The organism is Mesorhizobium sp. M0001, assembly GCF_040324255.1.
Taxonomy (GTDB): domain Bacteria; phylum Pseudomonadota; class Alphaproteobacteria; order Rhizobiales; family Rhizobiaceae; genus Mesorhizobium.
Genome location: NZ_JAMYVS010000015.1, coordinates 32728 through 59282, shown reverse-complemented (window position 1 = coordinate 59282; position 26555 = coordinate 32728). Strand labels below are relative to the sequence as shown.

The 26555-nt window shown below is 60.0% G+C and carries 16 protein-coding genes and 1 pseudogene; 7 read left to right on the top strand and 10 right to left on the bottom strand.

What is annotated here, in order from left to right; translation table 11 throughout:
- Window positions 1-150: 150 nt before the first annotated feature.
- On the bottom strand, window positions 151-1797 hold the full coding sequence (locus NKK50_RS27550; protein WP_023704122.1) for an MFS transporter: 1647 nt from the start codon (window positions 1795-1797) through the stop codon (window positions 151-153).
- A 548-nt stretch (window positions 1798-2345) separates the two neighbouring features.
- Window positions 2346-3491, bottom strand: a complete 1146-nt coding sequence (locus NKK50_RS27545; protein ID WP_352544200.1) for a trans-sulfuration enzyme family protein — start codon at window positions 3489-3491, stop codon at window positions 2346-2348.
- Between the two features lie 88 nt (window positions 3492-3579).
- On the opposite strand from NKK50_RS27545, the gene NKK50_RS27540 reads away from it, so the two are divergent.
- Window positions 3580-4224: a helix-turn-helix domain-containing protein gene (locus NKK50_RS27540; RefSeq protein WP_352544199.1), complete on the top strand. Its 645-nt coding sequence runs from the start codon at window positions 3580-3582 to the stop codon at window positions 4222-4224.
- Between the two features lie 49 nt (window positions 4225-4273).
- On the top strand, window positions 4274-4912 hold the full coding sequence (locus NKK50_RS27535; RefSeq protein WP_023672382.1) for an FMN-binding negative transcriptional regulator: 639 nt from the start codon (window positions 4274-4276) through the stop codon (window positions 4910-4912).
- A gap of 644 nt (window positions 4913-5556) precedes the next feature.
- Here NKK50_RS27535 and NKK50_RS27530 read toward each other — a convergent pair.
- The 5 genes from NKK50_RS27530 to NKK50_RS27510 form a co-directional block, all read right to left on the bottom strand.
- Window positions 5557-7620: a carbamoyltransferase family protein gene (locus NKK50_RS27530; protein WP_023708043.1), complete on the bottom strand. Its 2064-nt coding sequence runs from the start codon at window positions 7618-7620 to the stop codon at window positions 5557-5559.
- Between the two features lie 1139 nt (window positions 7621-8759).
- The gene (locus tag NKK50_RS27525) at window positions 8760-10970 is read right to left on the bottom strand and encodes a xanthine dehydrogenase family protein molybdopterin-binding subunit (RefSeq protein WP_352544198.1); all 2211 of its coding nucleotides are present in this window, start codon (window positions 10968-10970) and stop codon (window positions 8760-8762) included.
- A 3-nt stretch (window positions 10971-10973) separates the two neighbouring features.
- Window positions 10974-11432 (bottom strand): (2Fe-2S)-binding protein, encoded by a 459-nt coding sequence (locus NKK50_RS27520; RefSeq protein ID WP_023689394.1) that lies wholly within the window; start codon window positions 11430-11432, stop codon window positions 10974-10976.
- A gap of 1163 nt (window positions 11433-12595) precedes the next feature.
- A complete protein-coding gene (locus NKK50_RS27515; protein WP_023685525.1) occupies window positions 12596-13498 on the bottom strand; it encodes a dihydrodipicolinate synthase family protein in 903 nt (300 codons plus the stop codon).
- 52 nt (window positions 13499-13550) lie between these two features.
- Entirely contained in the window at window positions 13551-14783 is a 1233-nt protein-coding gene (locus NKK50_RS27510) for a trans-sulfuration enzyme family protein (RefSeq protein WP_023697828.1), read from the bottom strand.
- Between the two features lie 74 nt (window positions 14784-14857).
- Here NKK50_RS27510 and pdxR point away from each other — a divergent pair, with 74 nt between their 5' ends.
- The 4 genes and pseudogenes from pdxR (at window position 14858) to NKK50_RS27490 (ending at window position 20416) form a co-directional block, all read left to right on the top strand.
- Window positions 14858-16363, top strand: coding sequence for a MocR-like pyridoxine biosynthesis transcription factor PdxR (gene pdxR, locus NKK50_RS27505; protein ID WP_023697829.1), 1506 nt, complete (start codon window positions 14858-14860; stop codon window positions 16361-16363).
- Window positions 16364-16520: 157 nt separating this feature from the next.
- A complete protein-coding gene (locus tag NKK50_RS27500; protein ID WP_023704114.1) occupies window positions 16521-17012 on the top strand; it encodes an MOSC domain-containing protein in 492 nt (163 codons plus the stop codon).
- 6 nt (window positions 17013-17018) lie between these two features.
- Window positions 17019-17969 carry a PDR/VanB family oxidoreductase gene (locus NKK50_RS27495; protein ID WP_352544197.1) on the top strand — a complete coding sequence of 317 codons (951 nt, stop codon included), beginning with the start codon at window positions 17019-17021 and terminating at the stop codon, window positions 17967-17969.
- Window positions 17970-18020: 51 nt separating this feature from the next.
- Window positions 18021-20416, top strand: a pseudogene (locus tag NKK50_RS27490) (transketolase).
- A gap of 187 nt (window positions 20417-20603) precedes the next feature.
- Here the strand turns inward: NKK50_RS27490 and NKK50_RS27485 are convergent.
- The 3 genes from NKK50_RS27485 to gmd form a co-directional block, all read right to left on the bottom strand.
- Window positions 20604-22025, bottom strand: coding sequence for a phosphomannomutase (locus NKK50_RS27485; RefSeq protein WP_352544196.1), 1422 nt, complete (start codon window positions 22023-22025; stop codon window positions 20604-20606).
- 339 nt (window positions 22026-22364) lie between these two features.
- Window positions 22365-23309, bottom strand: coding sequence for a GDP-L-fucose synthase (gene fcl / locus NKK50_RS27480; RefSeq protein WP_023672396.1), 945 nt, complete (start codon window positions 23307-23309; stop codon window positions 22365-22367).
- Window positions 23309-24379: a GDP-mannose 4,6-dehydratase gene (gmd, locus tag NKK50_RS27475; protein ID WP_023672397.1), complete on the bottom strand. Its 1071-nt coding sequence runs from the start codon at window positions 24377-24379 to the stop codon at window positions 23309-23311. Before gmd ends, fcl begins: the two co-directional genes overlap by 1 nt.
- A gap of 995 nt (window positions 24380-25374) precedes the next feature.
- Between gmd and NKK50_RS27470 the strand changes: the two genes are divergently transcribed.
- Entirely contained in the window at window positions 25375-26361 is a 987-nt protein-coding gene (locus tag NKK50_RS27470) for a nodulation protein NodZ (RefSeq protein ID WP_352544195.1), read from the top strand.
- Window positions 26362-26555 lie beyond the last annotated feature (194 nt).

Sequence of the window (26555 nt, the reverse complement as noted above, 5' to 3'; positions counted from 1 at the left end):
GCGGGCTGAACATGGGACCCGTGATTGACATAATTGCCGCGCGAATTCTCATGCTCGCCTAACCGGCCGGAACGATTTGCAATCCGGGCAGGCTCGACAAATCAAGGAGTAGCTCGTTCCGTGTCCAAGCCCAGACAAGTCTTGGTTATCTCACGGGCGCGATACAAAAGGCACAGGCTGGACTTGGCTGCCGGGGGCGGGGCTTGTCGACCGCTCGATTGAAAGTGAGATGCGAGGCGGAGAATCACCCATGTGCAGAGCGGCAAGGCGCTCGCCTACCTCCCTGTCATTCACCGTCAGCCGATGGTTTAGACGAAGATAGTCCGTCCATGTCGGCGTGCGGAATGTCTCGGTCCAAAGCGTCGACTTCTGAAGGTCGCGCTGGAGGGTCCAGTCCCGCGCACCGGCGCGGCTCTGAACGCGCCGCCTTTCGCGCATGCAGCTCAGAAATTCATCGATACTCTCCTCGGGTATCGAGTACTCCACCTTGATCACGATCGGACCGCTCCTGGGTTTCAAAGGGAGGGCCAGTTCTGGTGGCCTGAAGTCGACGGCCGCTTGATCCGATTCCTCCCATAGCCGCACTGGCAATAGCTTTCCCACAGCCGCGACCAGCAACAGTGCCGCTGCAGCACCTTCCAAAGCCCACGTCAGCGAATAGTACTGCGCGACAGCACCCCAGATCCAGCTGCCCGCTGCCATGCCGCCGTAGGTCAGGGCGTAATAGATGGACAGGGTCCGACCAACGACCCACCTTGGGCTTGCCAACTGCACACACACGTCGGTTCCGGTCCAGGTGACAACCCAGCCAGCGCCACCGATTGCAAGCGCGATCGCCGCCACAGCCACCGACGATGTGAGGGCCATCAAAAGGCAACACGTTGCGCAAGCAACGGATGCGAGCGTGATCAATCGGTTCTGGGACGTAATGCGTCTCAAGTAGCTGCTGCCAATGCCGGCTATGAAGGCGCCTGTGCCGAAGCCAGCCAATAGCACCCCGTAAACAATTGGCCCTCCCGCCAGCTGGTCGCGAACCAGGAGGGGGAGCAGAGCAAGGATCGAGATGCTTGACAGCCCGAATAGGGTTGCACGCACAATCGCCACTCTGATCTCTGAGGATATTGCCGTGAATCGCATGCCATCATGAATGGCCGTAGTCATCCGCTCGCGCGGAAGAGGCGAAAAGCGAACTTGCCACTTTGAGCGCAGAACAGCGCTCAACGGGACCAAGTCACTCAGCGCAGCGAGGGCGAAAGCCGTAAGGGGGCCTAGCAAAGCTAAGATTACACCGCCCAGCGCCGGTCCTATGCTCCGAACCACGTTGTAGCCCACCGACATCAGCGTCACTGCGGCGGGTATGTCGCGCTTTTCCAGGATATCGCCTACCGACGCGTGCCATGCTGGATCGTTCAAGGCAAAGCCGCATCCGGCCAAGAAACTCAGTCCCAGGATCAGCCATGGACTAACAAAGCCCAGTCCCACAGCGAGTGCCAGCGCCGTGGATGCCAGTGCGATAAGGCAGTGTCCGGCAAGCATCACGCCGCGGCGGCTGAAGCTGTCTGCAATGGCTCCAGCAAGGATCGACAAGAAGAACGCGGGCAGTGTCGATGCAGCCTGTACGAGCGCAACCATTAGATCGGAGGCTGAAATCGTCGCCATGAGCCAGCTTATAGCCACGCTCTGCACCAGCCAGCCAAGGCTGGATATCTGCGTGGCTGTCCAGATAGAACGAAAGACCGGGTTGTGAAGAGGGATCAGTGTGTTTGCCGCAAAGCGCGGAGGATCTTGACGCCGCATCACTTCTCTCCTCCACTGGGTGTCGTTCGTCCGCTCATTTGCTTACAGCGGTGCGCTCTGTGCACAGACTGCGTCACAACGAAGTTCCGAAATCGCGCTCGCAACAAGGACAATGTGACATCCATGGTGCTGATGCGCCTTGAGGTACCAACCTGGCCGTTAGCTGATGGGTCCCGCAGCCCGCTGGGTGCGGTCAGTTCTGCCCTGCGACTCTTGGCTTTGGACGGTGCTAGCGCCCCGATGGCCGGCTTGTCAAACTGCCGTAGTGCCAGCACATCCATCCCATCTGTTGACCGCGATCTCCGACGAGGTCGAGCAGCAGTAGGTCAACGGCAAATCTGGGTATTTCCGCTATCCGGTCGAGCGCGTGGCCATCGTCCGGAAACCCGAAGACGTTCATCACCCAGGCGACCACCACGCCCGAGACAATGCGACACGGCGGTAGCGGTTCACCAGAGGACGTGCGTTCTACTCAGCAGGAACATTGTTCTGCCGATCGTCGGCTGCGCCAGCCGTCACGTAAAGCGGCGCCAGAGTTCTTGCACCCGTCATTGGACTCCCGCTTTGCAGGTTTCGCCTAGGGCCTGCATCAGGTCATCTATAATGTCCTGAGGATGTTCAAGCCCTACAGAAATTCGCAGCAATCCGCCTGGCGCTTTGGACTTCGCACCTTCAACGGATGCGCGATGCTCTATCAGAGAATGCGTCCCGCCAAGGCTTGTCGCCCGGACAACAATCTTCAGGCGGCCGGCCACGGCCATTGCAGCATCGGCTCCGCCCTCGACGATAAAGGATAGCATCGCTCCGTAATGGCTCATTTGCCGCGTAGCAAGATCGTGTCCCGGATCAGTTTGCAAACCAGGAAAGAGCACTTTTTCGACGCGCGGATGAGACGCCAGGGCCTCGGCCACTTTCTGGGCGCCTTCGCAATGGGCGCGCATGCGGACCGGCAATGTCTGCAGGCCCCGCAACGCCAGCCAACAGTCGAAGGGCGCTGCGACGCTGCCCTTGTGTTTCTGGACCATCCGCAATGGGCGACCGAGGGGTGACGCGTTTGGGACAATGACGACACCGGCCATCAAATCCGAGTGGCCGCCAATGTACTTTGTCGCCGAGTGCATCACCGCGTCTGCCCCGATTTCGAGTGGCAGTTGAAGCACTGGGGTGGCCCACGTATTGTCCACCACCGCCAAGGCGTCTGCCTCGTGCGCGATTGCGCAGATGGCCGCAATGTCGACAACGCGGATCATCGGGTTTGACGGCGTCTCGACCCAGACGAGGCCAGTCCGCTTCGATGTCACTGCGGCGCGCAAAGCGTCCAAATCGCGCATGTCGACGGGGGCAAAGTCGAAGCGAGACCCAATGTCGGTCTCTTCGATCAGCGAACGAATGCCGAAATACATGTCATCCGGCAGAACGATCCGACCCGCCGACGGATGGCTCTCGAAAACTGCAGCGATTGCGGCCATGCCCGAAGCGAAGGCGATGCCGTCTCCCCCTCCCTCAAGCGTCGCCATGGCCGCCTCGAACGCATTGCGTGTCGGATTTCCATCCCTTGCGTATTCGAAGCCGGACGGAAATGACCCGTTGGCGCCTCGTTCGAACGTCGTGCTGGTGTGCAGCGGCATGGATACGGCCCCCGTGGACGCGTCGACACCTCGGCCGCAGTGGATCGCCTTCGTCTCAAAACGCATCGGTTATTCCTTCCTAACGGGCAGTTGCAATTTCGTGCCGGTCATTATACTGACCGCAATACGTGAGCCGAGGACCCAAGTCAATATAATGACCAATGTTACGGAAGCGTTTGATGCCGAGCAAGCGCTTGGGCAAGCGATAGCAGCCCGGATCCGAGACTTGAGGCGTGACCAAAGCCTGACCCTGGATCGCCTGGCTAAACTAGGTGGCCTATCGAAGGGAACCGTGGTCGCGCTGGAGCAGGGTAGGGCGAACCCCAGTATCGGCATACTGTGTCGGCTGGCGGCGGCGTTTTCGCTCTCGGTGGCCGATTTGTTGAACGAGCACCCTTCCACGGTGCGCCTTCCCATCGAGCGGACAGAGACCAGGAGGCTTTGGACGAGCGCCAAGGGAAGCTCTGCGCAACTGCATTCGTCGACCTCGGGACGCACGATGTTCGAACTGTGGAGCTGGGTCATGATGCCGGGCGATGTGTTTTCCGCGGACGCTCATAGTCCGGATACGCGCGAGCTGATCTCGGTCAGTCAGGGTGCCCTGAGCGTTGTGGTAGGTACCCACGTGGAAATTTTAAGCGAAGGCGAGAGTGCGCGGCTTGTCACTGACCAACCTCACTCATATGCGGCGGCATCTGATGTGCCCGCCCACTTCACGATGGCGGTGCTTGAGCGTGGTGGACACCGAAATCCGGGGCACTCGTCGACGGCAGCGAAGATTCAGGGGCACGTTCCGTAAGGCCCCGCCGATTATTAACAACCGCACATTCGCGACAGGAGATAAACCGTTGTACGTTCCGCCTCATTTTGCCGTCCCTGATCAGAACGCCCTGTTTGACCTTATCGAGAGACACCCGCTGGGTATCCTCGTCACCCAAAGCAAAGGCACGCTGGACGCGAACCACCTCCCTTTCGAGCTTGACCGCTCGAAGGGAGACAAGGGCGTTCTCAATTGCCATGTCGCTCGCAAGAACCCAGTCTGGGAGGAAGTCGCCAATGGCGATGAGGTTCTCGTAATCTTCCGTGAGGCCGACGCTTACATCTCGCCGAACTGGTATCCGAGCAAGCATGAATTCCACAAGCAGGTGCCGACCTGGAACTATCTCGTCGTCCATGCCCACGGACGCATCACTGTCCGGGATGATGAGCGGTATGTGCGCCGCAACGTGGCGAAGCTCACTCACATGCAAGAAGCCTCGCAGCCGGTCCCATGGAAGATGGGCGACGCGCCGAAGGACTTCATCGACACGATGGTCAGGGCAATCGTCGCCTTGGAGATCGAGATCACCGGCCTGGTTGGAAAATCAAAACTCAGCCAGAACAAAGAGTTGCGCGACATTCAGAACCCTGGCGAAATGCTGCGTGCCCAAGGGGCCATTGCGATGGGAGAAGCGATGCTCGCGGCTGCGGCGGTCAAATCCCAATAGCATGTGTCTTGTCCCGACAAAGCCGCTGGTGCCGGCTTCCCGACGGGTCACCTAGTCCGCCTTGACGCACGGCAATAGCGTTTGACGGCCTGAAGCGACGCTGTGGTCACCCTTGTGATGCTTTTCCACGCGCCTGCTCAGGCGACAGGATTGCTCCGTCGTGAGGACAGGCGGGAGTTTGCAGGTTGCGGTGGGCGGGTTCGTTTCCGGCGCCTGCGCCCCGTCGTATGTCGCGAGTTGAGGAATGCGATCGAGGGCGATGTGCAGGATGCGCTGCGGGAACGTCGTCGGCTGGCACAGACGGACTTCCGATTTCACCTCGACCATCCGCGCAGCGGTTTTGAATGAGGCGCAAACGCACGCGTGTCGAATTGGGCGATTTCCCTTGGGCGCCGAGCTCGACCATGCGCGATGATGCGCTCGACGCAGCTCCAGCTGGCGGCGCCTTCAACGAACTCCTTGAACCTGCAGACCTTGCCCGAAAGCACTTGCTCTTACGGGAGATGATTGGCTTTGTCGCCGAAGCGACTGATGGAGATGTTGGTGGGCGCCGCCGCGTAGGCGACGACCCCGTAATCACAGCGGGAGCTCGCAGGCGGGGTCGACAAACACCCTTGATTGGCCGAGCTTGAGGTGCATCTCTATCAGGCTGATTGCTTATTGGGCTGGTCCAGCGTTTGATCGGACCCATGATCCATCCGACCAGCTTGTGAGGGATGCAACCGAACCAGGCGCTGCTCCCACAGTCTTCGCAGGCCCTCCATTAGAGCTGCATGCCTGGCCTGATCCGGCTCAATCATATTGAGGTGATCTCGCAACACGGCTTCGCCCTCGATCCGCATCAGTAGATTAAACAAGTCGTTTGAAATTCGCACACTGTCAATGCTGGAGTGGTTCGGAATAATCTCGCAGACAGTCTCCTGATGATCTCGCGCTGTGTAAGCACGGGTTTGATGGAGGGAGACTGAGGGAGGCAATGAAATCGCAAGCGCAGTCCAATCCTGCAGCGTTGCAGCCCGTTTTTTTACCAGGAAGGGCCCGACCACAAGTCCATCCAGCTCTGTCGTCAAAAATGTGGCAATCGCGTCTGCAACCGTATCCACGATCGGTTCAGCATTGTTGTTAAAGGACGTATTGAGCAGAATTGGAGTGCCTGTCCGCTTCTTGAAGGCATTGATGACCTCCCAGTAAGCTGGGTTGGCATCGCGCGATACTGTTTGCAGCCGAGCCGTACCGTCGACGTGCGTAATGGCACCCAACAAGGCGCGCTTTGAGTCACGCACGCGAACGACGAAATTCATGAATGGAAATTCGTGCTTACCGTCCGGGAGGTCGAAAAATTCGCTCGCATCCTCTTCCAGCACAGATGGTGCGAAAGGCCTATAGCCTTCGCGCTTCTTGACCATGGCATTGATCCGGTCCTTGTTTGCAGCGGGCCGAGGGTCGGCAAGAATGCTGCGGTTGCCCAGCGCACGTGGCCCAAACTCCGAACGACCCTGCACCCAGCCGATCACGGCGCCGTTGGTGATCCAGTGGGCTGCACTGCTCGCTACGTCATAAGAGCGTTCAACCTCGAGATGTCCGGACCATGCATTCAGTTCCTGTTCCACGGCGCGGTCGCTCCCGAGATCAGGACCCCAATAGACCTCCTGCAGTCGCTCACGCGGCGCGGGGCGGCCCATCTCGTTAGAGACTATCAGCGCAGCTCCCAATGCGCAGCCAGCGTCGTGAGACGCGGGTTGCACGAAGATGTCTTCGAAAAGCCCTGAATACAGCAGCTTGCCGTTCATCGTGCAGTTGTGGGCTACCCCTCCCGCCAGACACAACCGCTTCATGCCGGTGGCCTCACGGTGGTGCCGGAGAATGTGGAACACGATCCGCTCAAGCGCTTCCTGCAGTGACGCACTCACATCTCGATGCTGCTGGGTGAAAGGCATTCCCTTTCGCCTGATCTCGATGTTGCGGAGCAACGCCGGACCGATGCGGTCGAGGTGAACACGGTAGCCACCGTTGGCGGAGAGCTCGTACAACTGCTCGAAGAGCTCGCGATAGGGAGCGGGGTCGCCATAGGGCGCGAGTCCCATTACCTTATACTCGTCGAACATGCCGTAGCCGAGACAGCGGATCGTCTCGAGATAAAACAGCCCAAGAGAATTGTCCTCCGGGAAAGCCTCGATTTGCGTAATTTCTGTGCCAGACCCTACCGCCACAAGGCCCGACAGGAAATCACCACAGCCATCAATCGCTAGAATGAGACTTTGTTCGAAGCCCGACATTGCAAAGGCGCTCACGGCGTGCGCCTGATGATGACCTACGAATGAAATACGCGAACTGTCCAACTTAGTGCCGAACTCACGCGCTAACAGGTTCTGCACCAACATTTTAGCATCCAACGGAGTGGAGAGAATGTCCGGTTGGGAAGCGGACATACCTTCAAGCATGGCGTTGGCATAGGGCTCGCTGGCGTAGACCGCGACACGATCAATGTCGCTGAGCTGAACCCCGGCCGTCGAGAGACAGTATTGAATCGAACCACTTGGCAGCTTGTTCGAGTGCTTGATTCGATTGAGGCGTTCCTCTTCTACGGCGGCTATCACCTTTCCGTCTCGGACGAGCACCGCGGCGCCATCGTGCATAAAGGCGTTCGGACGCTCGAATCGGTTTTCATGGACTTGGTCAAGTCCGCCGCTGATTCCTAGGCACAGCATTTCTTTCTCCAAATAGTAACGGGAAGCCAAATTGGCTTACCTCGACTGTTTCCAACTAAATAGGCGTGTTGTCGCCTGCAGCTGCGACCGCCCGTCAGGCATCAGCGGCATCGAAGAAAGCCTCATAAACGATCAATGAGATGCTTCGACTGTGACGCCTACAGTGCCATCACGCCGAGAGCTTGGCTGGATCATCCAATCCTGAGCGGCTGCTGACATGTATCCGGCGATGTCGTTTTCATCGGCAGAACCAACTTGCGATGCCGCCTGTTCTTGGGAAGGGCGGCCGTCGACGAATAACAGTACCGCCCCCGTGAACTGGCCCGATTTCATTCTCCGAAGCGACCATGGTCGCACCGCCCGACATTGTCGGCCAGTTGCAACTCACTTTCTCGGCACGACCTCCACTGCACGTCAGGGCGCATCGAAGATTTTCTCCTTTGGATTATACCTAAGGCAGCTTTCGTCACGCGTTAGAGCAGCGTGTGATTGGTGCGTGAGGCTCTTTTTTGTCCATGCACGATTCCGGAAGAGTGATGAAATCGATTGTTTTGATCAAAGTCATCCACGCTATGAATAACAGCCGCAGCACATGCGTTTTCAAAGCGCTTCAGGCTTCCCGGATGGCTACTCCGATGTGAAGCGCATGGCATTCCAAGCGCTCTGTCAACCAAACGATGAGTATCGGCGTCGACCCTCATTGCCTTCGTCTTCGCGACTCCGTGACAGCGGCTGGCATTGTGTTTGTAGGGCATCGGGCGAAGATCATGTCGATCGGCCATCTCGCCTGCCTATTGACAAACCCTTGAACAATGATCCACGCACCAGCGCGATTGTGATCACGAGCGCCTCTGAGCTCTGGAGGTTCGGTTTTCTGAGGGTTCCTGGGTCTCCGAAGCGATGGAGGTAGCTAGCCTTCCTGGTGCTATACGGTTGTGCTCTTCATGGAGTGGACGCATTTGCGTCTCGAAAGCGGTTCTTCAGTGGAACCGGCGCCAAGGCCCGTCTGTGGTCGTTCAGAACACGGGGTGCCGTCTCCAAACCGGATATTGGAGCGGGCAGCCGCCGGAATTTGACCCATGGAAATGAGCGCCTGTCAGGAGGCGTTCGAAAACGGCGCGATCTTCATCGCGGCTGTTTCATGGTGTCATTCCTGACATGTTCTTTATAATCGGCAGCTTGCGGATAGTCTTGCCCGTCGCCGCCCGTAGCGCGTTGGCGACGGCCGGGCCGATCGGCGGCACACCTGGCTCACCAACTCCCGTGGGCGGCTCCTCGGACGGCACAATGTGCACCTCGACTCGCGGCATCTGCTCGATCCTGAGCGGTGTATAGGTATCGTAGTTCTCTTGGTCTACGACACCGCCCTTCAGGGTCAGCTCCTCCTGGAGGATCGCACCTAGCCCGAATCCGATACCGCCCTCCATCTGAGCGCGAATCTGGTCAGGATTTATCGCGGTGCCGCAATCTACCGCGCAGACGACGCGGTCGACCTTGAAACCATTTTCATCGTTGAGGGTGATCTCCACCACATCGGCGACATAGGTCGAGAGGCTTTCATGCAGGGCCACGCCGCGGAAACGGCCTTCCGGCAGAGGCTTGTCCCAGCCTGCCTTCTCAGCAGCCACTTTAAGCACGGCGGCATGCCGTGGATGGTGACCGAGCATTGACAAGCGGAAGTCGACCGGATCACGGTTCGCAGCGGCGGCGAGCTCATCGATCAGGGTTTCCACCGCGTAAGCGGTGTGGGTGGAGCCTACCGAACGCCACCACAGCACCGGGATGTTCACGTCCGTGGTGGTCAGCTCGACCTTCAGGTTCGGGATCGCATAGGGCAGGTTGGTGGCGCCCTCTACGGAGGTTGGATCGATGCCGTTCTTGATCATCGCCGCAGAGGTCGAACCGCCCAAGACCGATTGACCCACGATGTGGTCATGGAGAGCGACGACATTGCCTTTCTTGTCGAGCCCCGCCTTGACTGCGTGCACATAGGCCGGCCGGTACCGCCCACCCCGCATGTCATTCTCGCGGGTCCACTGCACCTTCACTGGCTTGCCGCGTCCCAGTGCACGCGCTGTGGAAACAGCTTCGATAATGACATCTGCATCCAAGACCGCGCGGCGGCCGAAACTGCCGCCGGTCTTCATCACGTGCAGCCTCACCTTGTCCGGCGTGGTGCCGCCTACCTGAGCGGCAGCCGCCTGATAAAGGTCGGGCATCTGGTGTCCGCCCCAGACATCGATGGTGCCGTCTTCGTTGATTCGGGCGGCCGCGTTGAGTGGCTCGATCGAAGCATGGACAAGATAGGGGAATTCGTAGTGCCCCTCGATGATTTTCTCAGCACTGGCGAACGCTGCGGGAGTGTTACCGTCGTCGCGCGCGGTGGCCGCGCCCAGATCGTCTGCTGCCTTGTTGTATTCGGCCATGATCTCGGCCGTGCCGCGCTCTTCGGCCTTCTCCTCGTTCCAGGTCACCTCCACGAGGTCGCGGCCCTTCAGCGCCGTCCAGGTGTCCCTGCCAACCACGGCAAGGCCTCGCGGCGTCTGGATGACATCGACAATGCCGTCGAGTGCCTTGGCCTTGGTTGCGTCGAAGCTCTCGATCTCGGCGCCGAACTTCGGCGGATGGATCATAACGGCCGTCTGGAGTCCCTCCATCATGAGGTCGATCGTGTAGGTCTGCGCGCCGTTGGTCTTGCCGGCGGAATCGTAGCGCTTGAGGCTGTCCGATCCGATCTGGGCCCACTTGTCGCGCGGCTTTAGCGGCACGTCGTCGGGAACCGGCATTCCCGCTGCGGCTTCAGCCAGGTCACCGTAGCGCGCCTGCATCCCTGAGGCGTGCGACACGACCCCGGAAGCGACTTTGATCTCGCCGGCTGGCACGTCCCACCGCTGCGCCGCGGCCGCCACCAGCAAGGCCCGTGCGGCAGCACCCGCCTTGCGGTAGCGTTCCCACGACGAGCCCATCGACGTGGAGCCACCAGTTGCCTGTGCGGCCCCGCCCCAGGCGAGATTGCCGTAGAACGCGGTATTGCCATATCCGCCGACCACGTCCACCTGCGCCCAGTCGCCGTCGAGCTCTTCCATAACCAGGGTGGCGATGCCGAAATAGGAGCCTTGTCCCATCTCGAACTGCGAGGAGTGGATGATGATTCGGTTCTCCTTTGTGATCTCGACATAGGTCTGGAAGGGGTTCGCCGGAACCTTTGCAGGGGTCGTTTGTGCGATGTCGGGCGCGGCCAGCACTGGCCGGTAGCCCACTGCGAGGCCGCCGGTGGTAACGCCCGCGCCGACGAGGAACCAGCGGCGCGTGGGCCGCACGGCAGTATGCTTCGAGAGAAACTGCGACATGCCTCAGGTCTCCAGCCGGTTGGCGGTCTCGTGGATGGCCGCGCGGATGCGATGATAGGTGGCGCAGCGGCAGAGGTTGCCGCTCATCGCCGAATCAATATCATCGTCCGTCGGCTTAGGCGTTTCTGTAAGGAGGGCCACGGCCGACATGATCTGGCCAGACTGGCAATAGCCGCATTGAGGTACGTCGAACTCGGCCCACACGGCCTGGACCGTTTCGCCTATCTTGCCCGACACACCCTCAATGGTGGTGATCGAGGCTCCTTCGATGTCGCCGACTGCGGTCTGGCACGAGCGCGTCGGCATGCCGTTAACGTGAACCGTGCAAGCGCCGCACTGGGCAAGCCCGCAACCGAATTTCGTTCCCGTGAGTCCGATGACGTCACGGACCGCCCAGAGCAGCGGCATCTCTGGATCGACGTCGAGTGTTCGCGCCTCGCCATTGAGGGTAAAAGCGACCATTGCTTGCTCTCCTTGTCCTGAGCTGGCTATCTCGTTGAGCCTCCGCCCGCCTGGCAACCGAGCTCTTGTTGCTGAGGCCTAGCGACCACACCGTAGGAACGCGCAGCTCAAGCAACAAGCCGCTAGGTTGGCGAGTTACGAGATCGTGAAGTGGGTCGTGTCGAAAGGCTGGAGGCAACTGAATGTCATTTTTTGGGCGGACAGGCCGCTTTAGGCTGGGTTACACGAGACTGGACATTCGGGTCGTCGCGAACATCGACCGCTGGTCGGCCGCGTCCGGCAGGGCCCTGATTGGCTACACGAAATGAAATGGGACTACTATCGATGGGGGCCTACCTCGACCCGCAACCTCCACGACTGGACCCTCAGGTTTCCGGCTATCGTCCCGGGCGGTGGCCGAGCTCGGCGCCTCGGACGCGATAATAGGCGGTGAGGCGTTCGTCGTTGACCAGAAGGCTTGTCGCGCATTCCCAGTCTTCAGCGGGCTCTTGGCCGCGGCGGGAGACGTCAGGACCATGCTTGCCGGCTTCGACCTGCTCAAGATCGACGGCGAGGGTCTTCGCGATCGGCCACTCGTCGATCGGCGCAAAGCGCTAGTTAACCTGCTGAGACGCCGCCAAACGGCATCGTTCTGAGCGACGAGATCAGCGGCGGCAGCGACATTCTCGCGCAAGTCTCCCAGTTCGGCCTCGATGGGCATCGTCTCCAAGCTGCGTGTCAGTCCATATCGATCCGGCCGGCGCCAAGAATGGGTGAGACAAAATGCGTGCTGAGTGATGAGTTCATCGTCATCGGCTGCGAACCCGGCAACAGTTACGGCGGTCGGGAAGCGTGCTCTGGCGAATGTCGAGGACGGAAATCTGGTGTTCGCCGGCGGCATTGGCACCGGCTTCAATGCGCGCACCGGGCCGGAAGTAAAGCGCCGGCTCGATGCCATTCCAATGGATAAACCACCGATTCCTAGTTTGAAGGCGAACGGTGCGGCATGGGCGGAGTGCCCTGCGCAGTCTGTACCTCCGCAGTCGATTGTCGAGTTCGAAGGGGGTGTGATTGGCGTCGAGACCGCTCCAGCCATGGCTATCAGCACGCCGAGTGCGTTGTTTTCGATCAGTTCTCGAAATGAGCGGGTAAATACCTTTCACTTGCCGAACGGGGTTTGCTGTTCACCGGCTGGCATCCGATGGCAAACCTTTCAACGCGGCAGCGATCTGGCGCTTCGCTGCTGGGGGCAGAGGCAGGATGGGACGCGGGGGTTCGGCACTGCAAACGTCGAGCAATTCAGCGAGTGCATAGACGACGCGAAGGCTCGAGAACTCCTTGAAGAGGCTCCAGATCGGGACCAGCGCGGCATTGATCCGTCGCGCTTCGGCCGCATCGCCCTGTTGCGCCGCTGTGACGATCGTCATGCAGACCTCGGGCAGGATGCCCGCGAGGACGCTGTACCATGTGTCGGCGCCGGCGATCATGGCCTCGGCGGCGTTCCAGTCGCCGCTGTAACCAATCGAGAACCCTTCCGGCAGTGTGCGCCTCTGGGCGGTCAGGTGGTTCTTGATCGCATCGCTTTTGTCTGTCGGATTCTTGATGGCGACAATCCCAGCCACCTTTGCCAGGCGGCTGACAAGGGGTGGACTGAAATGGAAATGCGTCGTTCCTGGATTGTCGTAGACGACGATCGGCAGGCCACTTTCGCGCGCCACAGTGGAGAAATGATCGAACACCTCGTCATCAGTAAGCGGGGTGTAGGAGGCGGCGGCAAGCAAACCCGCAGCTGCTCCAAGGGCCTTGGCGTCTTGCGCGAGCCCCACGGCTTCATCGGTGCGCAGCGCGCCCACACCCACCACGACCGGCATTTGCCCCGCCGTTTGGTCCAAGGTCTCGGAGAGCGCCCGCCGCCGTTGCTCGCGCGACAGATAGATGTATGTGCCGGTGCTGCCGAGAAGACCGATGGAATCGACCTGAGCAATGCCAAGCCGAGCAATCAGCCTGCGCAGGGCAACGCTATCGACGCGGCCGTCACGATTGGTCGGGGTGATGGGGAACGCGGAAAGACCGCTCAGGAATGCCATGGCAAGGCTCCAGATCTATGTGTGAGCGCAGAGGTGGCCGCACGCCAGGTCATTACAAGACGTCCAAAGCCCGCCGCAGATCGGCGATCAGGTCATCAGCGTCTTCAAGCCCCACCGAGAGACGCATGAGATCCTCGCCGACTCCATCGGCCAAATGGGCATCCTTGCGGATCGGCTGCCGAGCACGGGTGAGGCTTGCTGGATGATAGATGAGGCTGTCGGCATCGCCGAGGCTGACGGCGCGAATGATCAGGTTGAGCCGGTCCATCATCCGGCGCGCTCCTTCGTATCCAGCGTGGAGGCCAAAGGCCAACATGCCCGATCCGTTGGACATCTGTTTTCGCGCCGTCACCTGATCAGGGTGCGAGTCGAGGAACGGATAACTCACAAATGCCACCGCCGGGTGCGCTTCCAGCGCCCGAGCCACCGCAAGGGCTGTGGCGCTGTGCCGTTCCATACGCAGCGTCAGCGTCTTGAGACCGCGCAGGATTAGGAAAGCTGACATGGGCGAGAGCGCTGCGCCGGTGATGTAGCGCAGGCCCGTTTCATGCAGCGTACGGAGCGTCTGGGCGTCGCCGAGAAGCGCCCCGCCAAGGGCATCGCCATGACCATTGATGTACTTGGTCATCGAATGGAGCACGATGTCCGCCCCGTGCTCAAGCGGTCGCTGGAGCGCGGGCGAGGCGAAGGTGCTGTCGACTGCAACCCTTACACCGCGCGCGTGAGCGCGCTCGGCAATTGCCGCTATGTCGAGGATGCGGCTCAGCGGATTCACCGGCGTCTCGAAGAAAACCAGCCGCGTCCGCTCGGTGATCGCAGCATCGAGATTGTGAGGATTTGACAGATCGACCGCGACGACCTTGATGCCGAAGCGGGGGACCGCCTGTTCGACCATGGCAAGCGTGTTCGCATAAAGCGTCTTGTGGACGATGAGTTCATCGCCCTGGGACAGGAGCGACAGGATCAGAGTGCCGAAGGCCGCCATCCCCGAGGCAACAACCAGCCCTGCCTCGGCTCCTTCCAGATTCGCGAGCCGCTGCTCGAGGATCTCGGTCGTGGGATTGTATTCGCGCGCATAGAGCCTTCCACCAAGGGCGGCGGCGGCATCGTTTGCTGCCACGCTTTCGAACCCATAGGTTGACGTCAGGAACACTGGCGGCTGGACGGCATTGGAAAAGCCGGCCGGATCGTAGCCATGATGGATCGCCCGGGTGGCAAATCCGGGGCTGGTGCGGTTGAGCGACCCCGTGGGAGCATCGGTTTCGGATTGATGGGAGCTGGTCATTCGGCCTCTGCGATCTCTCTTGGGGTTCCGAAAGATTGACGGCAACCTGGCCAATGTGAAATATCCAGTTGGCGATGAAAGAGATGGTCCAGTCTTCAAGTGCCGGGTCTGCAGCGCGCTCGCACGCGATGGGTGCACGCCAGATATACGAAGCCCTTCGCGAGCAAATCCTCGGCGGCGTCTACGAAACCGGCAGTCAGTTGCCATCCTCCCGGGCCCTGGCAAATGACCTCGGCGTTTCGCGAACCACGGTGACGGTCGCCTATGAACAACTGGCTGCGGAGGGTTTCATCGAAGTCCGTCAAGGCGCACGACCTCGCGTTGCGTCTTCGTTGATGGGCCATGGGACGGGGCGCACTCACGCGCAACGGGTCGGCCCAATCCACCTGTCCGCATATGGCGAGCGGCTGCGCGCGACGTCACCCTGGCCAGATTATCTGCCGACTGGGCTGAAGGTCGAGTTCCGCTATGGCGACCTCGCGCCGTCGGATTTCCCTTCACTGGTCTGGAAACGCGCGATGAACGAGGCGATGGGGCAGCGCCCGCTGCGTCTTGCCTATGACGATCCTCGCGGCTCGCGCCGGCTTCGCCAGGCGCTTCAGGGCTATCTCTGGCGCGCCCGGACCCTGAGCTGCGACCTCGACCAGATCATAGTTGTGAACGGTTCGCAGCAGGGCCTTGATCTGTGCGCGCGCCTGCTTCTCGATCCCGCCGACCGTTTCGTCATCGAGGATCCGTGCTACAGGATGGCGCGTCAGGTCTTTGCCAGTACGGGTGCCTCACCCATCCCGGTCATCGTCGACGAAGACGGGATGAGGACCGAGTTGCTAGCGGGGATCGGAGCACGACTGGCTTATGTGACGCCATCGCATCAGTTTCCGCTGGGCGGCGTCATGCCGATCGCGCGCCGCCATCAGCTTCTGAAATGGGCGCGGCACAACAACGCCTATGTGATCGAGGACGACTACGACAGCGAATATCGCTACGACATCAATCCGGTCCCTCCGCTGCACAGTCTCGAGGACCACGGGGCTGTCATCTACCTCGGCACGATCTCCAAAACGCTCTCGCCGATGCTGCGCATCGGCTACCTCGTCGTCCCGCCCGAATTGCAGGAGGTCTTCGCAACCGCCAAACAATTCGCAGACCGGCATTCGCCGGTCGCTGAACAGGAAGCGCTGGCATCGTTGATCGAGAGCGGCGGCTACGAAAGCCATGTGCGCCGTGTGCGCAGGCTGAACGGCGAGCGTCGGGAAACGTTGTTGGGTGCCTTGCAGCACAGCTTCGGGGATCGCATCACTGTCCAGGGAGCAGATGCGGGACTGCACGTCGCGGTTTGGTTCAATGACCTGCCACGATCGCGGGAAACGGCCTTGGTCGAATCCGCCCGCGACGCTGGCCTGGGGCTACACCTGATCTCGCCGCTCTACGAACGGCCATCGGACGAAGGCCGCACCGATCGCGTCGGACTTGTCATGGGCTATGCCGCCTTGAGCATTCGGCAGATCGGGAAGGGCGTTGAGGTCCTGCGAGAGGTTGTCAAGCAGGTGCAAGACGCGATGCCGGCGCGGAACAACTGAGCCGGGGCGACGCCGAAAGCTGGCGCTGAAAACGGTCCGAGGGCCCCCGTATTTCTTTCCAAACAGCCAACTGGACCGGGAAAATGCCATGCAACTGGCGCTGTTGATCAGGCCAGTTTTGCAGCAGGTTTCCACGGACGAATTTCCGAGAGCGATGATGACCTGGCGAGGAAAGCTGCTTCACGTCCATATCGCGCCTGCCGCCTCCTATGAAATGGAGGAGCTGGCGCAGGCGCAGCTTATTGCCGGCCAAGGCGTTGTCGGAGACCGCTACTACCTGGGGACGGGGACCTATTCCGCGCGTCCTGACGTTCGCGAAGTGACGCTGATCGAAGCTGAAGTCTTGGACGCCATCGCCCAGGGCGAACCCAGAATTCCGGGCTTCAAGGCCAAGCTCGCACCCGAAGATCACCGGCGCAATCTGACGACACGAGGCGTTCCGCTTAGCCATCTTGTCGGCAAACGCTTCCGGGTCGGGGAAACGATTCTCAGGGCCGCCCGGATGAATGTGCCGTGCAAGTATATCGAGGAGTTGCTCGGGCTTCCGGGTCTCTACGAGGGGCTTCTGAACCGCTCCGGCCTGAACTGCACAATCGAGGTCGGGGGCGTGATCCGCCCCGGTGATCTGATCTTGCCCATCGACGAGTGAAACGCCATGGCCTCGCCGCGCATCATCATGAAGCTGACCGTGACCGCCGCCCGCAAGGAGCCGGGCGACGTGCTGGTCATCGACCTGAAACACCCACGCAAACCTGTGCTGCCGGCGTTCGAAGCGGGTTCTCACGTCGACGTCCATCTGCCTGAAGGGAAGGTGCGTCAGTATTCACTTTGCGGCGACCCGACCGAGCTTGGCCGCTACACCATCGCGGTGAAGCGCGAGAATGACAGCCGTGGCGGCTCGGCGTGGATCCACGAAACCATTGCCGTCGGCTCCACACTGCCTGTCTCCGCGCCACGCAACCATTTTGCGCTCAAGCCAGGCGAGGGGCCGACTTTGCTGCTGGCAGGGGGAATCGGGATCACCCCGATTCTGGCCATGGCGCGCGCGCTCACCCGGCAGGCCAAGCCCTTCGAGTTGCACTATTTCACCCGCAGCCGGGCGCTCACGCCACTCTTGGCGGCGATCGGGAGCGATCTTCCTGGCGGCAATGTGCGGATCCATTTCGACGACGAGCCTCAGACCCGGCAGAACATCGCCGCGCTGCTGGCGAACCGTTCGGACGACGCGCAGACATACTACTGCGGACCGCCTGGCTTCATGGCGGTTGTGGGGCGCGCGGCTCAACACTGGCCCGAGGGTACTGTTCATTTCGAAACTTTCCAGCCTCCCGAGTTTGACGGCGCGCCACCGGAACCGTTCGTCATAGAACTGGCTGAGGGCAGGGTGGTTGAGGTTTCGGCTGAGACCACGGCACTGGCCGCCTTGCGTGCGGCCGGTGTGCCGTTGATGGCCTCGTGTGAGAACGGGGTGTGCGGGACCTGCGAATGCGCAATGCTGGGGGGGCAGCCGATCCATCGGGATGCCGTCCTGTCCAAGGAGGCACGCGGTCACCGCTTCATCCCCTGTGTGTCGCGCGCGACAGGTGTGTTGAAACTCGATCTTTGACCATTTGGGCGGGGGTCCTGTGAGACCGGCAGCTGATTTGCGGGAAACTGAATGACGAGGAAACTGGAATATCTGAACGAGATCGAGCGCTGCGTCTCCTGGCTCGCAGCCTGGACGATCCACCACGCCAACCACGTCCGCGAGGGCGATGAGATCAAGGTCGGGGGGCATCAGGCCTCGTCCGCGTCGCTGAGCACCATCATGACCGCGCTCTACGGTTCGGTCCTACGCCCGCAGGATCGGGTGGCGGTCAAACCCCATGCGGCGCCGATCTTCCATGCACTTCAGTATCTGGCGGGCAACCAGACTCACGAAAAGCTCATGAACTTCCGCGGCTACAAGGGCGCGCAGAGCTACCCTTCGCGGACGAAGGATGTCGACGATGTCGACTTCTCGACCGGGTCGGTGGGTCTCGGCGTTGCTCAGACGCTGTTCTCGTCGCTGGTACAGGACTACGTCTCGGGTCACGGCTGGATGAAGGAGCGTGCCGAGGGCCGAATGGTCAGCCTGATCGGCGACGCCGAGATGGATGAGGGCAACATCTACGAGGCCCTGATCGAAGGCTGGAAGCACGGGCTCAGGAACTGCTGGTGGGTGGTCGACTACAATCGCCAGTCGCTCGACGCCGTGATCCGGGAGGGCCTCTGGCAGCGTTTCGAGCAGATTTTTCGCAACTTCGGCTGGGACGTGATGGTCCTGCGCCACGGCGCTGTGCAAGAGGCTGCCTTTGCCGAGCCGGGGGGCGAGAAGCTGCTCGAGTGGATAGAGCGCTGTCCGAACCAGCTCTATTCGGCGCTGACCTTCCAAGGGGGTGCTGCCTGGCGCAAGCGGCTGCTCGACGAGATCGGAGACCAAGGGCGGGTAACCACTCTGATCGAACGCCGCTCCGACGACGAGTTGCAGGCGTTGATGACGAACCTTGGCGGGCATGACATGCCGAGCCTCCTCGAAGCCTTCGAGGCGGCGTCCAGGCATGACCGTCCCGTCTGCTTCATCTGTTACACCATCAAGGGCTACGGTCTGCCGCTTGCCGGACACAAGGACAACCACGCGGGGCAGATGACGCCCACGCAGATGGAAGACTACCGCCTGCAGATGGGCGTAAAGCGGGGTGAGGAGTGGGACAAATGGGCGGCCGCCAACTTGCCGGAAGCGGAACTTGACGCCTTCTTCGCAAGGGCGCCGTTCTTCAGTGAGGGCCGTAGGAGGCTGTCTGCGCCGTCGGTGCCGTGCCCGAAACCCTTCCGTCACCGGGGCAGCCCGGCAAGCCGCTCTCGACCCAGATGGGCTTCGGCCAGATCCTGAACGACATCGCACGAGAGCGCAGTCTGCTTGCCGACCGCATTGTCACCACCTCGCCCGATGTGACGGTCTCGACCAATCTCGGTGGCTGGGTCAACCGGCGCGGCCTTTTCGCCCGGGAGACCATGGCGGACACCTTCAAGGCCGAACGCATTCCGTCGACCTTTACCTGGGAATTTGGGCCGAAGGGGCAGCACCTCGAGCTCGGGATCGCCGAGTCGAACCTGATGATCATGCTCGGGGCGCTCGGTCTCTCGCACTCGATTAATGGCGTGCGCCTACTGCCGATCGGGACAGTCTATGATCCCTTCATCTACCGATCGACCGACCAGCTAAACTACGCCTGCTATCAGGATGCGCGCTTCATGCTGGTCGCAACGCCCTCGGGCGTGACGCTGGCGCCCGAGGGCGGGGCACACCAGTCGATCGGCACCCCATTGATCGGCATGGCGCAGGATGGGCTTTGCGCCTTCGAACCGGCCTTCGTCGACGAACTGTCCGTGATCATGCGCTTTGCCTTCGATTACATGCAACGTAATGGCGAGGGGAATCCGGATGAGACGACGTGGCTGCGTGATCAGACCGGAGGATCGGTCTATCTTCGCCTGTCAACCCGGCCGCTCGAGCAGCCGCTGCGCGACATGAAACCGGCGCTCGCGCGGGACATCGTCAATGGCGCCTATTGGCTGCGTCCGCCCGGGCCGAACGCGAGTGTCGTCATTGCTTACCAAGGCGTTGTCGCGCCGGAGGCGATTGCCGCGACGGGTCTTCTGGCGGAGGACCGGCGCGATGTCGGGCTGCTCGCGATCACCTCCGCGGACCGGCTTAATGCGGGCTGGCAGGCGGCGGAACGAGCCCGGCAGCGTGGCGCGATTGGCGCCCTGAGTCATATCGAGCGGCTGCTCGCGCCGCTATCGCGTGACTGCGGCATCGTCACCGTGATCGACGGCCACCCGGCGACGCTCGCGTGGCTCGGTGGGGTTAACGGGCATCGCGTGAAGGCGCTCGGGGTCGAGCATTTCGGCCAGACGGGGACTATTGCGGACCTCTACCGTCACCACGGCCTGGACACCAACGCCATCGTACATGCGGCACAGGCGGTGAGTGCGGGACCGGCTGTTCGCTACCGGAAGGCGCTGCCTTGACCATGAGCTACCGGACGCTTCGGGCCGGTACGGATCGGCTCACGTCCACCGCCCCGCCATTTCCACGGGCGTTCCGGTTCGCTTCAAAGCGGACAGTTGCCAGGGACACTGTGGACGTTCTGATCGCGCTAGAGTAGCTCGTGCGACCCCCAGGGTCACCTGGAATACGCAGGGAGGCGGCTTTTATTTAGCCTTGCGTCCAATTACGAATTCGATCCAATCCAGTCCGGAGCAAAAGCTCCGCGTCCTCCCGATTTTCGGCTTCGACGTAGCACCGCATCTCCGGGGCATTTCCGGATGGACGCAAATGCAAGACACGCTTATCCGCGAGAGTGATACGAAGCCCGTCAACATCGCTAACCTTGCTTACCACTCCAATCGACCCGACGAAGGCGGCGATGTTAGTTTCCGCTGTACGAAGGTATGTCATGAGGCGAGTGCTGCTTTCGACGGAAAAATTTTCCAAGCGATCCGCCGCCGCCGCCGGCAATTGAAAGGAACTGCCAATCTCCGACAGTGGCTGCCCACTTGTATTAACAAGGGAAAGTGCCGCGAGGATGGGGAGAAAACTGTCGCGTGTAGGTAGCGCTGGCAGTTTAGTTCCGTTCGGGTCAAAGTCCGTGCCGGTCAACAAACCACCGTTTGCTTCGAAACCAACCACGCGCTCGTGACCCGACGCAACCAAATCGAGCATGGCAGCAATAACAAATGGCGATCCAACCTTGGTACGCACGACTTTAAAAGAACCTGCGGTCTCGATACCAGAGTTTGATGTGACCGGCGTGACGACTGCCTTCGCTTGCAGGAAGTTCGCCGTAATCAGGCCTAACAAATCACCGCGAAGGGGGTCTCCGTGGTCGTCAGCTACCAGTGGGCGGTCACCATCGCCATCTGCCGAGACGACCGCATCAAGCCGATGCTCTTTGGCCCAGAGCTTGAACTGTTGAGCAGTCTCGTCCGAGACCGCTTCAGTGTCGACAGGAATGAAACCTTCCGAACGTCCCAGGGTTACGACCGTCGCACAGTGATATGAGAGAATGTCAACCAAGAGATCGCGCGCGACTGTGCTGTGCTGATATACGCCCACCGTTAAGCCCTTTAGAGCATTAATCTCCATAAGCTTTCGATTGCGCGCCATGAAAAAGGCCTTGCATTCGGCCTCCCGGTGCTGCCGACGTGCAACAGCACCTTCAAGGACGTATCCGCGCTTCTCCAACTGCAAGGCGATGCGCGTTATCTCCCGCTCATCACCCTTGTCGATCTCACCGTCGGGTCGATAGAATTTTATTCCATTACGGTCGGCCGGAATGTGCGAGCCTGTGATCATCAAACAACCACTCTTACGCGCCTGAGCATACAGTGCCAGGGCAGGGGTGGGGACGGCGCCGCAATCGACTACGATGAAGCCGAGCGCAGACAGTGCCGCCGCACAGACGGCGGCGATGGCCGGACTCGAGGCGCGAAAGTCGCGCCCTATGAGTATCTCGTCGCCAATTCTGGCCAGGCCGGATTCCAGCAGGAATGTCGCGAATGCCGTTGCATATAGGGCAGAGGCGGCTCCTGCCAATTCTGTCGCCAGGCCCCGTAATCCACTTGTTCCGAATTTCATACCAAATCCGACGTTGCTAACCGGGTTTTGAGGGTAACATGCTCAAACTTTGGCTCGTCCGGAATGCCCATCGACAGATCCCTCGGACGAGAACAAGAAGTACATTCGGTTACCGTAGACGCGTTCGGTTATCGAGGGTTACCCTTGTGAGGATTGACGCAGTCGGCGTCGGCGTGGGCAGCGCACCGTGACCTTCACGGCGACGAGTTGGAGCGGATGGGGTCCGGGCCCGGCAGGGCTCCTCGCGGCTGGCTCACATGAGCGCTATCGCCATCGAGTGATTGTCTCAGTCTACATTAGCTCTGGGTCCCGAAAGCGACGTACAGCAAATCCTCTTATCTATCGCCGTTCGGTGTAGCTCCCGTTCAGAAATGCATGATAGACACTCTCGATGCCTTCCATGAGAGTGATCTTTGCTGCCCATCCCAAAGTGCGCAGCTTGTCGACGCTCATCAGCTTTCGCGGTGTACCGTCAGGTCTAGAGTGATCATGCGCGATCTCCCCAGTAAATCCGACTACACGGCAGATCATTCTGGTCAGCTCTAGGATCGTGATGTCCTGTCCGCAGCCGAGATTGACGTGATCATGGTCAGAGTAGTTCTTCAGAAGGAAGACTAATGCGTCGGCGCAGTCGTCGACGTGCATGAATTCCCGACGTGGTGTGCCCGTGCCCCAGATGGTGATTCGCTTATCACTTATGAGCTTAGCTTCATGCGCTTTCCGGATCAGCGCTGGGATGACGTGGCTTGACTGCAAGTCATAATTGTCGCCTGGCCCGTAGAGATTCGTCGGCATAGCGGAGATGTAGTCGCGGCCATATTGCTGGCGATAGGCTTGAGCCATTTTGATGCCGGTGATCTTGGCGACGGCGTAGCATTCGTTGGTGCGCTCTAGTGGCCCGGTCAAAAGCGCGCTTTCAGGAATGGGCTGTGGTGCCATCTTCGGATAGATGCAAGACGAGCCGAGGAAGAGGACGCGGTCGACATTGTTTTCGTGGGCTGCCGCGAAGATATTGGCCTCGATCATCAGATTGTCGTAAAGAAAGTCGACCGGATAGGTGGCGTTCGCGAGAATACCACCTACCTTTGCCGCCGCCATAATGATAGCGTCCGGTTTCATCACTGCCACGAAGTTTTCAACCTCGGTCTGTCGCTTGAGATCTAGCTCTCCCCGAGGGGCGGCCACAACTTTGCAGTCTTCAGACGCGAGTCGGCGTACAACAGCGCTGCCCACCATACCTTTGTGGCCAGCGACCCACACGGTTTTTCCGTTCAGATCATACATTACGCTTCCTTCATGACTACAGATGTCTGCATGACCTTCAGGTCTTCGCGGACCATTTCCGCAGCAAGGTCGCGCACGGATATCTCATGCACCCAGCCGAGCTTCTCCTTCGCCTTGGTAGCGTCACCCAGGAGAAGATCGACTTCCGTGGGGCGGAAGTAGCGTGGGTCCACTTGGACTAGGCATCTGCCGCTCGCTAGATCATAGCCCTTTTCGTCGACACCCTTGCCACGCCATTCGATCTCGACGCCGACATCTTCGAAAGCCCACTCGACGAATTGGCGGACAGGAGTCGTTTTGCCCGTAGCCAGCACGTAATCATCCGGTTGATCCTGCTGCATCATCATCCACATACCTCGCACGTACTCACGCGCATGGCCCCAATCGCGTTGAGCATCGAGATTGCCGAGATAAAGCTTGTCCTGCTTGCCCAGGTAAATAGCAGCGGCAGCGCGGGTGATCTTGCGCGTCACAAAAGTTTCGCCACGAAGGGGGCTTTCGTGATTAAAAAGAATGCCGTTGGAAGCGTGCATACCATAGCCCTCGCGATAATTGACGACCATCCAGTAGGCGTAGAGCTTGGCGGCGGCGTAAGGGCTGCGCGGATAAAAGGGCGTCGTTTCGTTCTGCGGTACGGACTGCACGAGGCCGTATAGCTCTGACGTCGAGGCTTGATAGAAGCGGGTCTTGTCCGTCAGACCGAGGAGGCGAATCGCCTCAAGAAGTCGCAATGTACCGATACCGTCCGCGTTTGCTGTGTACTCAGGTGTTTCGAACGACACCTGGACATGGCTCTGAGCAGCCAAGTTGTAAATTTCGTCTGGCTGAGATTCCTGAACCACGCGGATGAGGTTAGTCGAATCAGTGAGATCACCGTAATGCAAGATTAAGCGCGGATCGGATTCGTGCGGGTCTTGGTAGAGGTCTTCGATACGACCGGTGTTGAAGGAAGAGGAACGTCGCTTAATCCCATGAACGATGTAGTCTTTTTTGAGAAGAAGACGGGCAAGATAGGCACCATCCTGTCCAGTTATGCCCGTAATAAGAGCAACTTTCCTGCTATCACCCATTCTATTCCTGCTCAATTAAAGTTTAACGTTTCGGCTCCGGCTCGCCACGCCGACACAATGTGCGGCCCGCCCCGTGCCCTATGGAGCACTTCGACAGATGCGGCGCGAAGATCGTCATTGACGGTCCGCCAGCCGAGCACACCTGCTCTGCTTAGAGTCACGAGCAAAAATAGAGTCGCGCCGCTAACCTGTCGGACTCGTACATGCGGTCTGAGTGCCGCTCAGCTCACGCCCTGAGCGACATGTACTCCCAGCACCTTGCAGCTGATTTGCTCTTCTATCAGCGAGTGAGGACGCCTTTCTTTCTTGCTTCAGCGTCTTCTAATGGGAATTGTTTGGATCCGTGAAATCGATTGTTTGGATAAAGTGAATCCACAGAATGGATGGTCTGAGCGAGCAGCGGGGGCGCATCGCCGGCCCGGAGTCGTAGCGCGAGCTTCCGTTCGGGGCGAGGACAAAGTTCGTGGCCGCGAGCGTCACCACAGGATCCGGCACAGGTCGTGCAGAACTTTGGGAGCCGACTGCGGATTCTGTCGATCAGCTGGTTCCAGGCGCGTCGAGCCGTCGACCTCATCTCGCCCGGTACCGGTTGCTGTATGCAGCCTTGCACCCTTGGCGTACGGCGTCGACGGAATGATTTGCTTCGGCAGGCAGTGTCGTAGCGTTTCCGGCTGTTTCGGCTCTATTGACCGGGCCCGCGTCAGCCGAGCCCCTTCATCATGGCATCCAACACATGGATGGCCGGCATCCACTCAATAGATTTTACATATGCGGCGGAGGCCCAGTAGAGAAGGCTGAACCGGAAGCGAGGGCAACCCCAAGCGAGGGCATCGGCTTCAAGCTTTGCGAGCGTCACGGGATTAGTGGGCAGTGCTGAGTGAGCTCTTCTGCCCTATGGCCCGGCCTCTGCCAAGGGCCCGGCGTCAGGGTCTACTAGTGTCGACTAAGGATTCCAAACCGGATGCAACCTCCTCTCCGAAACGAGATTTCCGAAAATGCATGTTAGTGGATTGGAAAAGCGCCGGTTCGTCGTCTCTCGGAGGCGTACGGGGTTCGGTGATTGTCTGTGGTCGTTGGCGGCCGCTTGGCGCTACGCGCAGCGGTCGGGACGAACTCTAGTCATCGACTGGCGGGGGGCCTGCTACCTCGACCAACCCTTAACAAATGCGTTTCCGGTGTTCTTCCAGCCGATCAATGACATCGCTGGGGTGCCGGCTATTTCCGACGACCGGATCAACGACGTTTCCTTCCCTGGTCCATTCTTCCCGGAGTGGTGGAACAGGCCGGCGATCGAGTGCCTTTACCGGCCAGATGAGCAGATTTTCCAAGAGCGCGATGAGTTGGGCGAGCTCTTTCAGGCCGAACACGATGTCGAAGCGAACACAGTAGTGTGTGACGCTTGTCTGATGTGGCGGTGCGATGAGGATGCAGAGCGGCAGGTGTTCCAGAGTGTCCAGCCTCGGCCAGAAATTCAAGCCCGCATAGATGCCATTTATCAGGAATGTTTTGAGGGGCACAGCATCATCGGGATTCATGTTCGGCACGGTAACGGTGAAGACATCATGGAGCATGCGCCCTACTGGGCCGATCCGGAGCTCGCGGTTCGGCAAGTGTGCGCTGCAATTGACAAGGCTAAGGCGTTACCGCATCCCAGGCCTGTGCGGCTGTTCTTATGCACGGACAGCGCGCGGATACTGGATCTTCTGTCGGCCAGGTTTCCCGATCTGCTCACTGTCCCGAAGCACTTCGGATCCAATCAAGGTGGCCCCTTACACACTGCAGCACTCGGGATTGACGGCGGAATTTCCGCCCTCGTTGAGATGTATCTTCTCGGGCGCTGCGATACCGTAATTCGGTTTCCCCCGACGAGCGCCTTTACACGATATGCACGCCTTTTCGCACCACGGGTAATTGAATTCGATCTGAAAGAGCCAAGTCGTTTGACTTTGATAGAGGGCAGCCAAGTCTCTGATCTCAGTTAAGACCCGCCACCTGCGCAATTCGGCAGACGCAACCATAGTTGAATGCGCATTTCTCACCGACGCCAGTGGAGGCGTCGTACATTACCGATAGCGTCGTCATCTGACGCCGCCTGCAACGCGCCAGAACTTCGCCGTTACGCGGGGCCGCAGACAAGCCAGAGCGACGGCGATCGTGACGCTGACGCTCGAAAGAA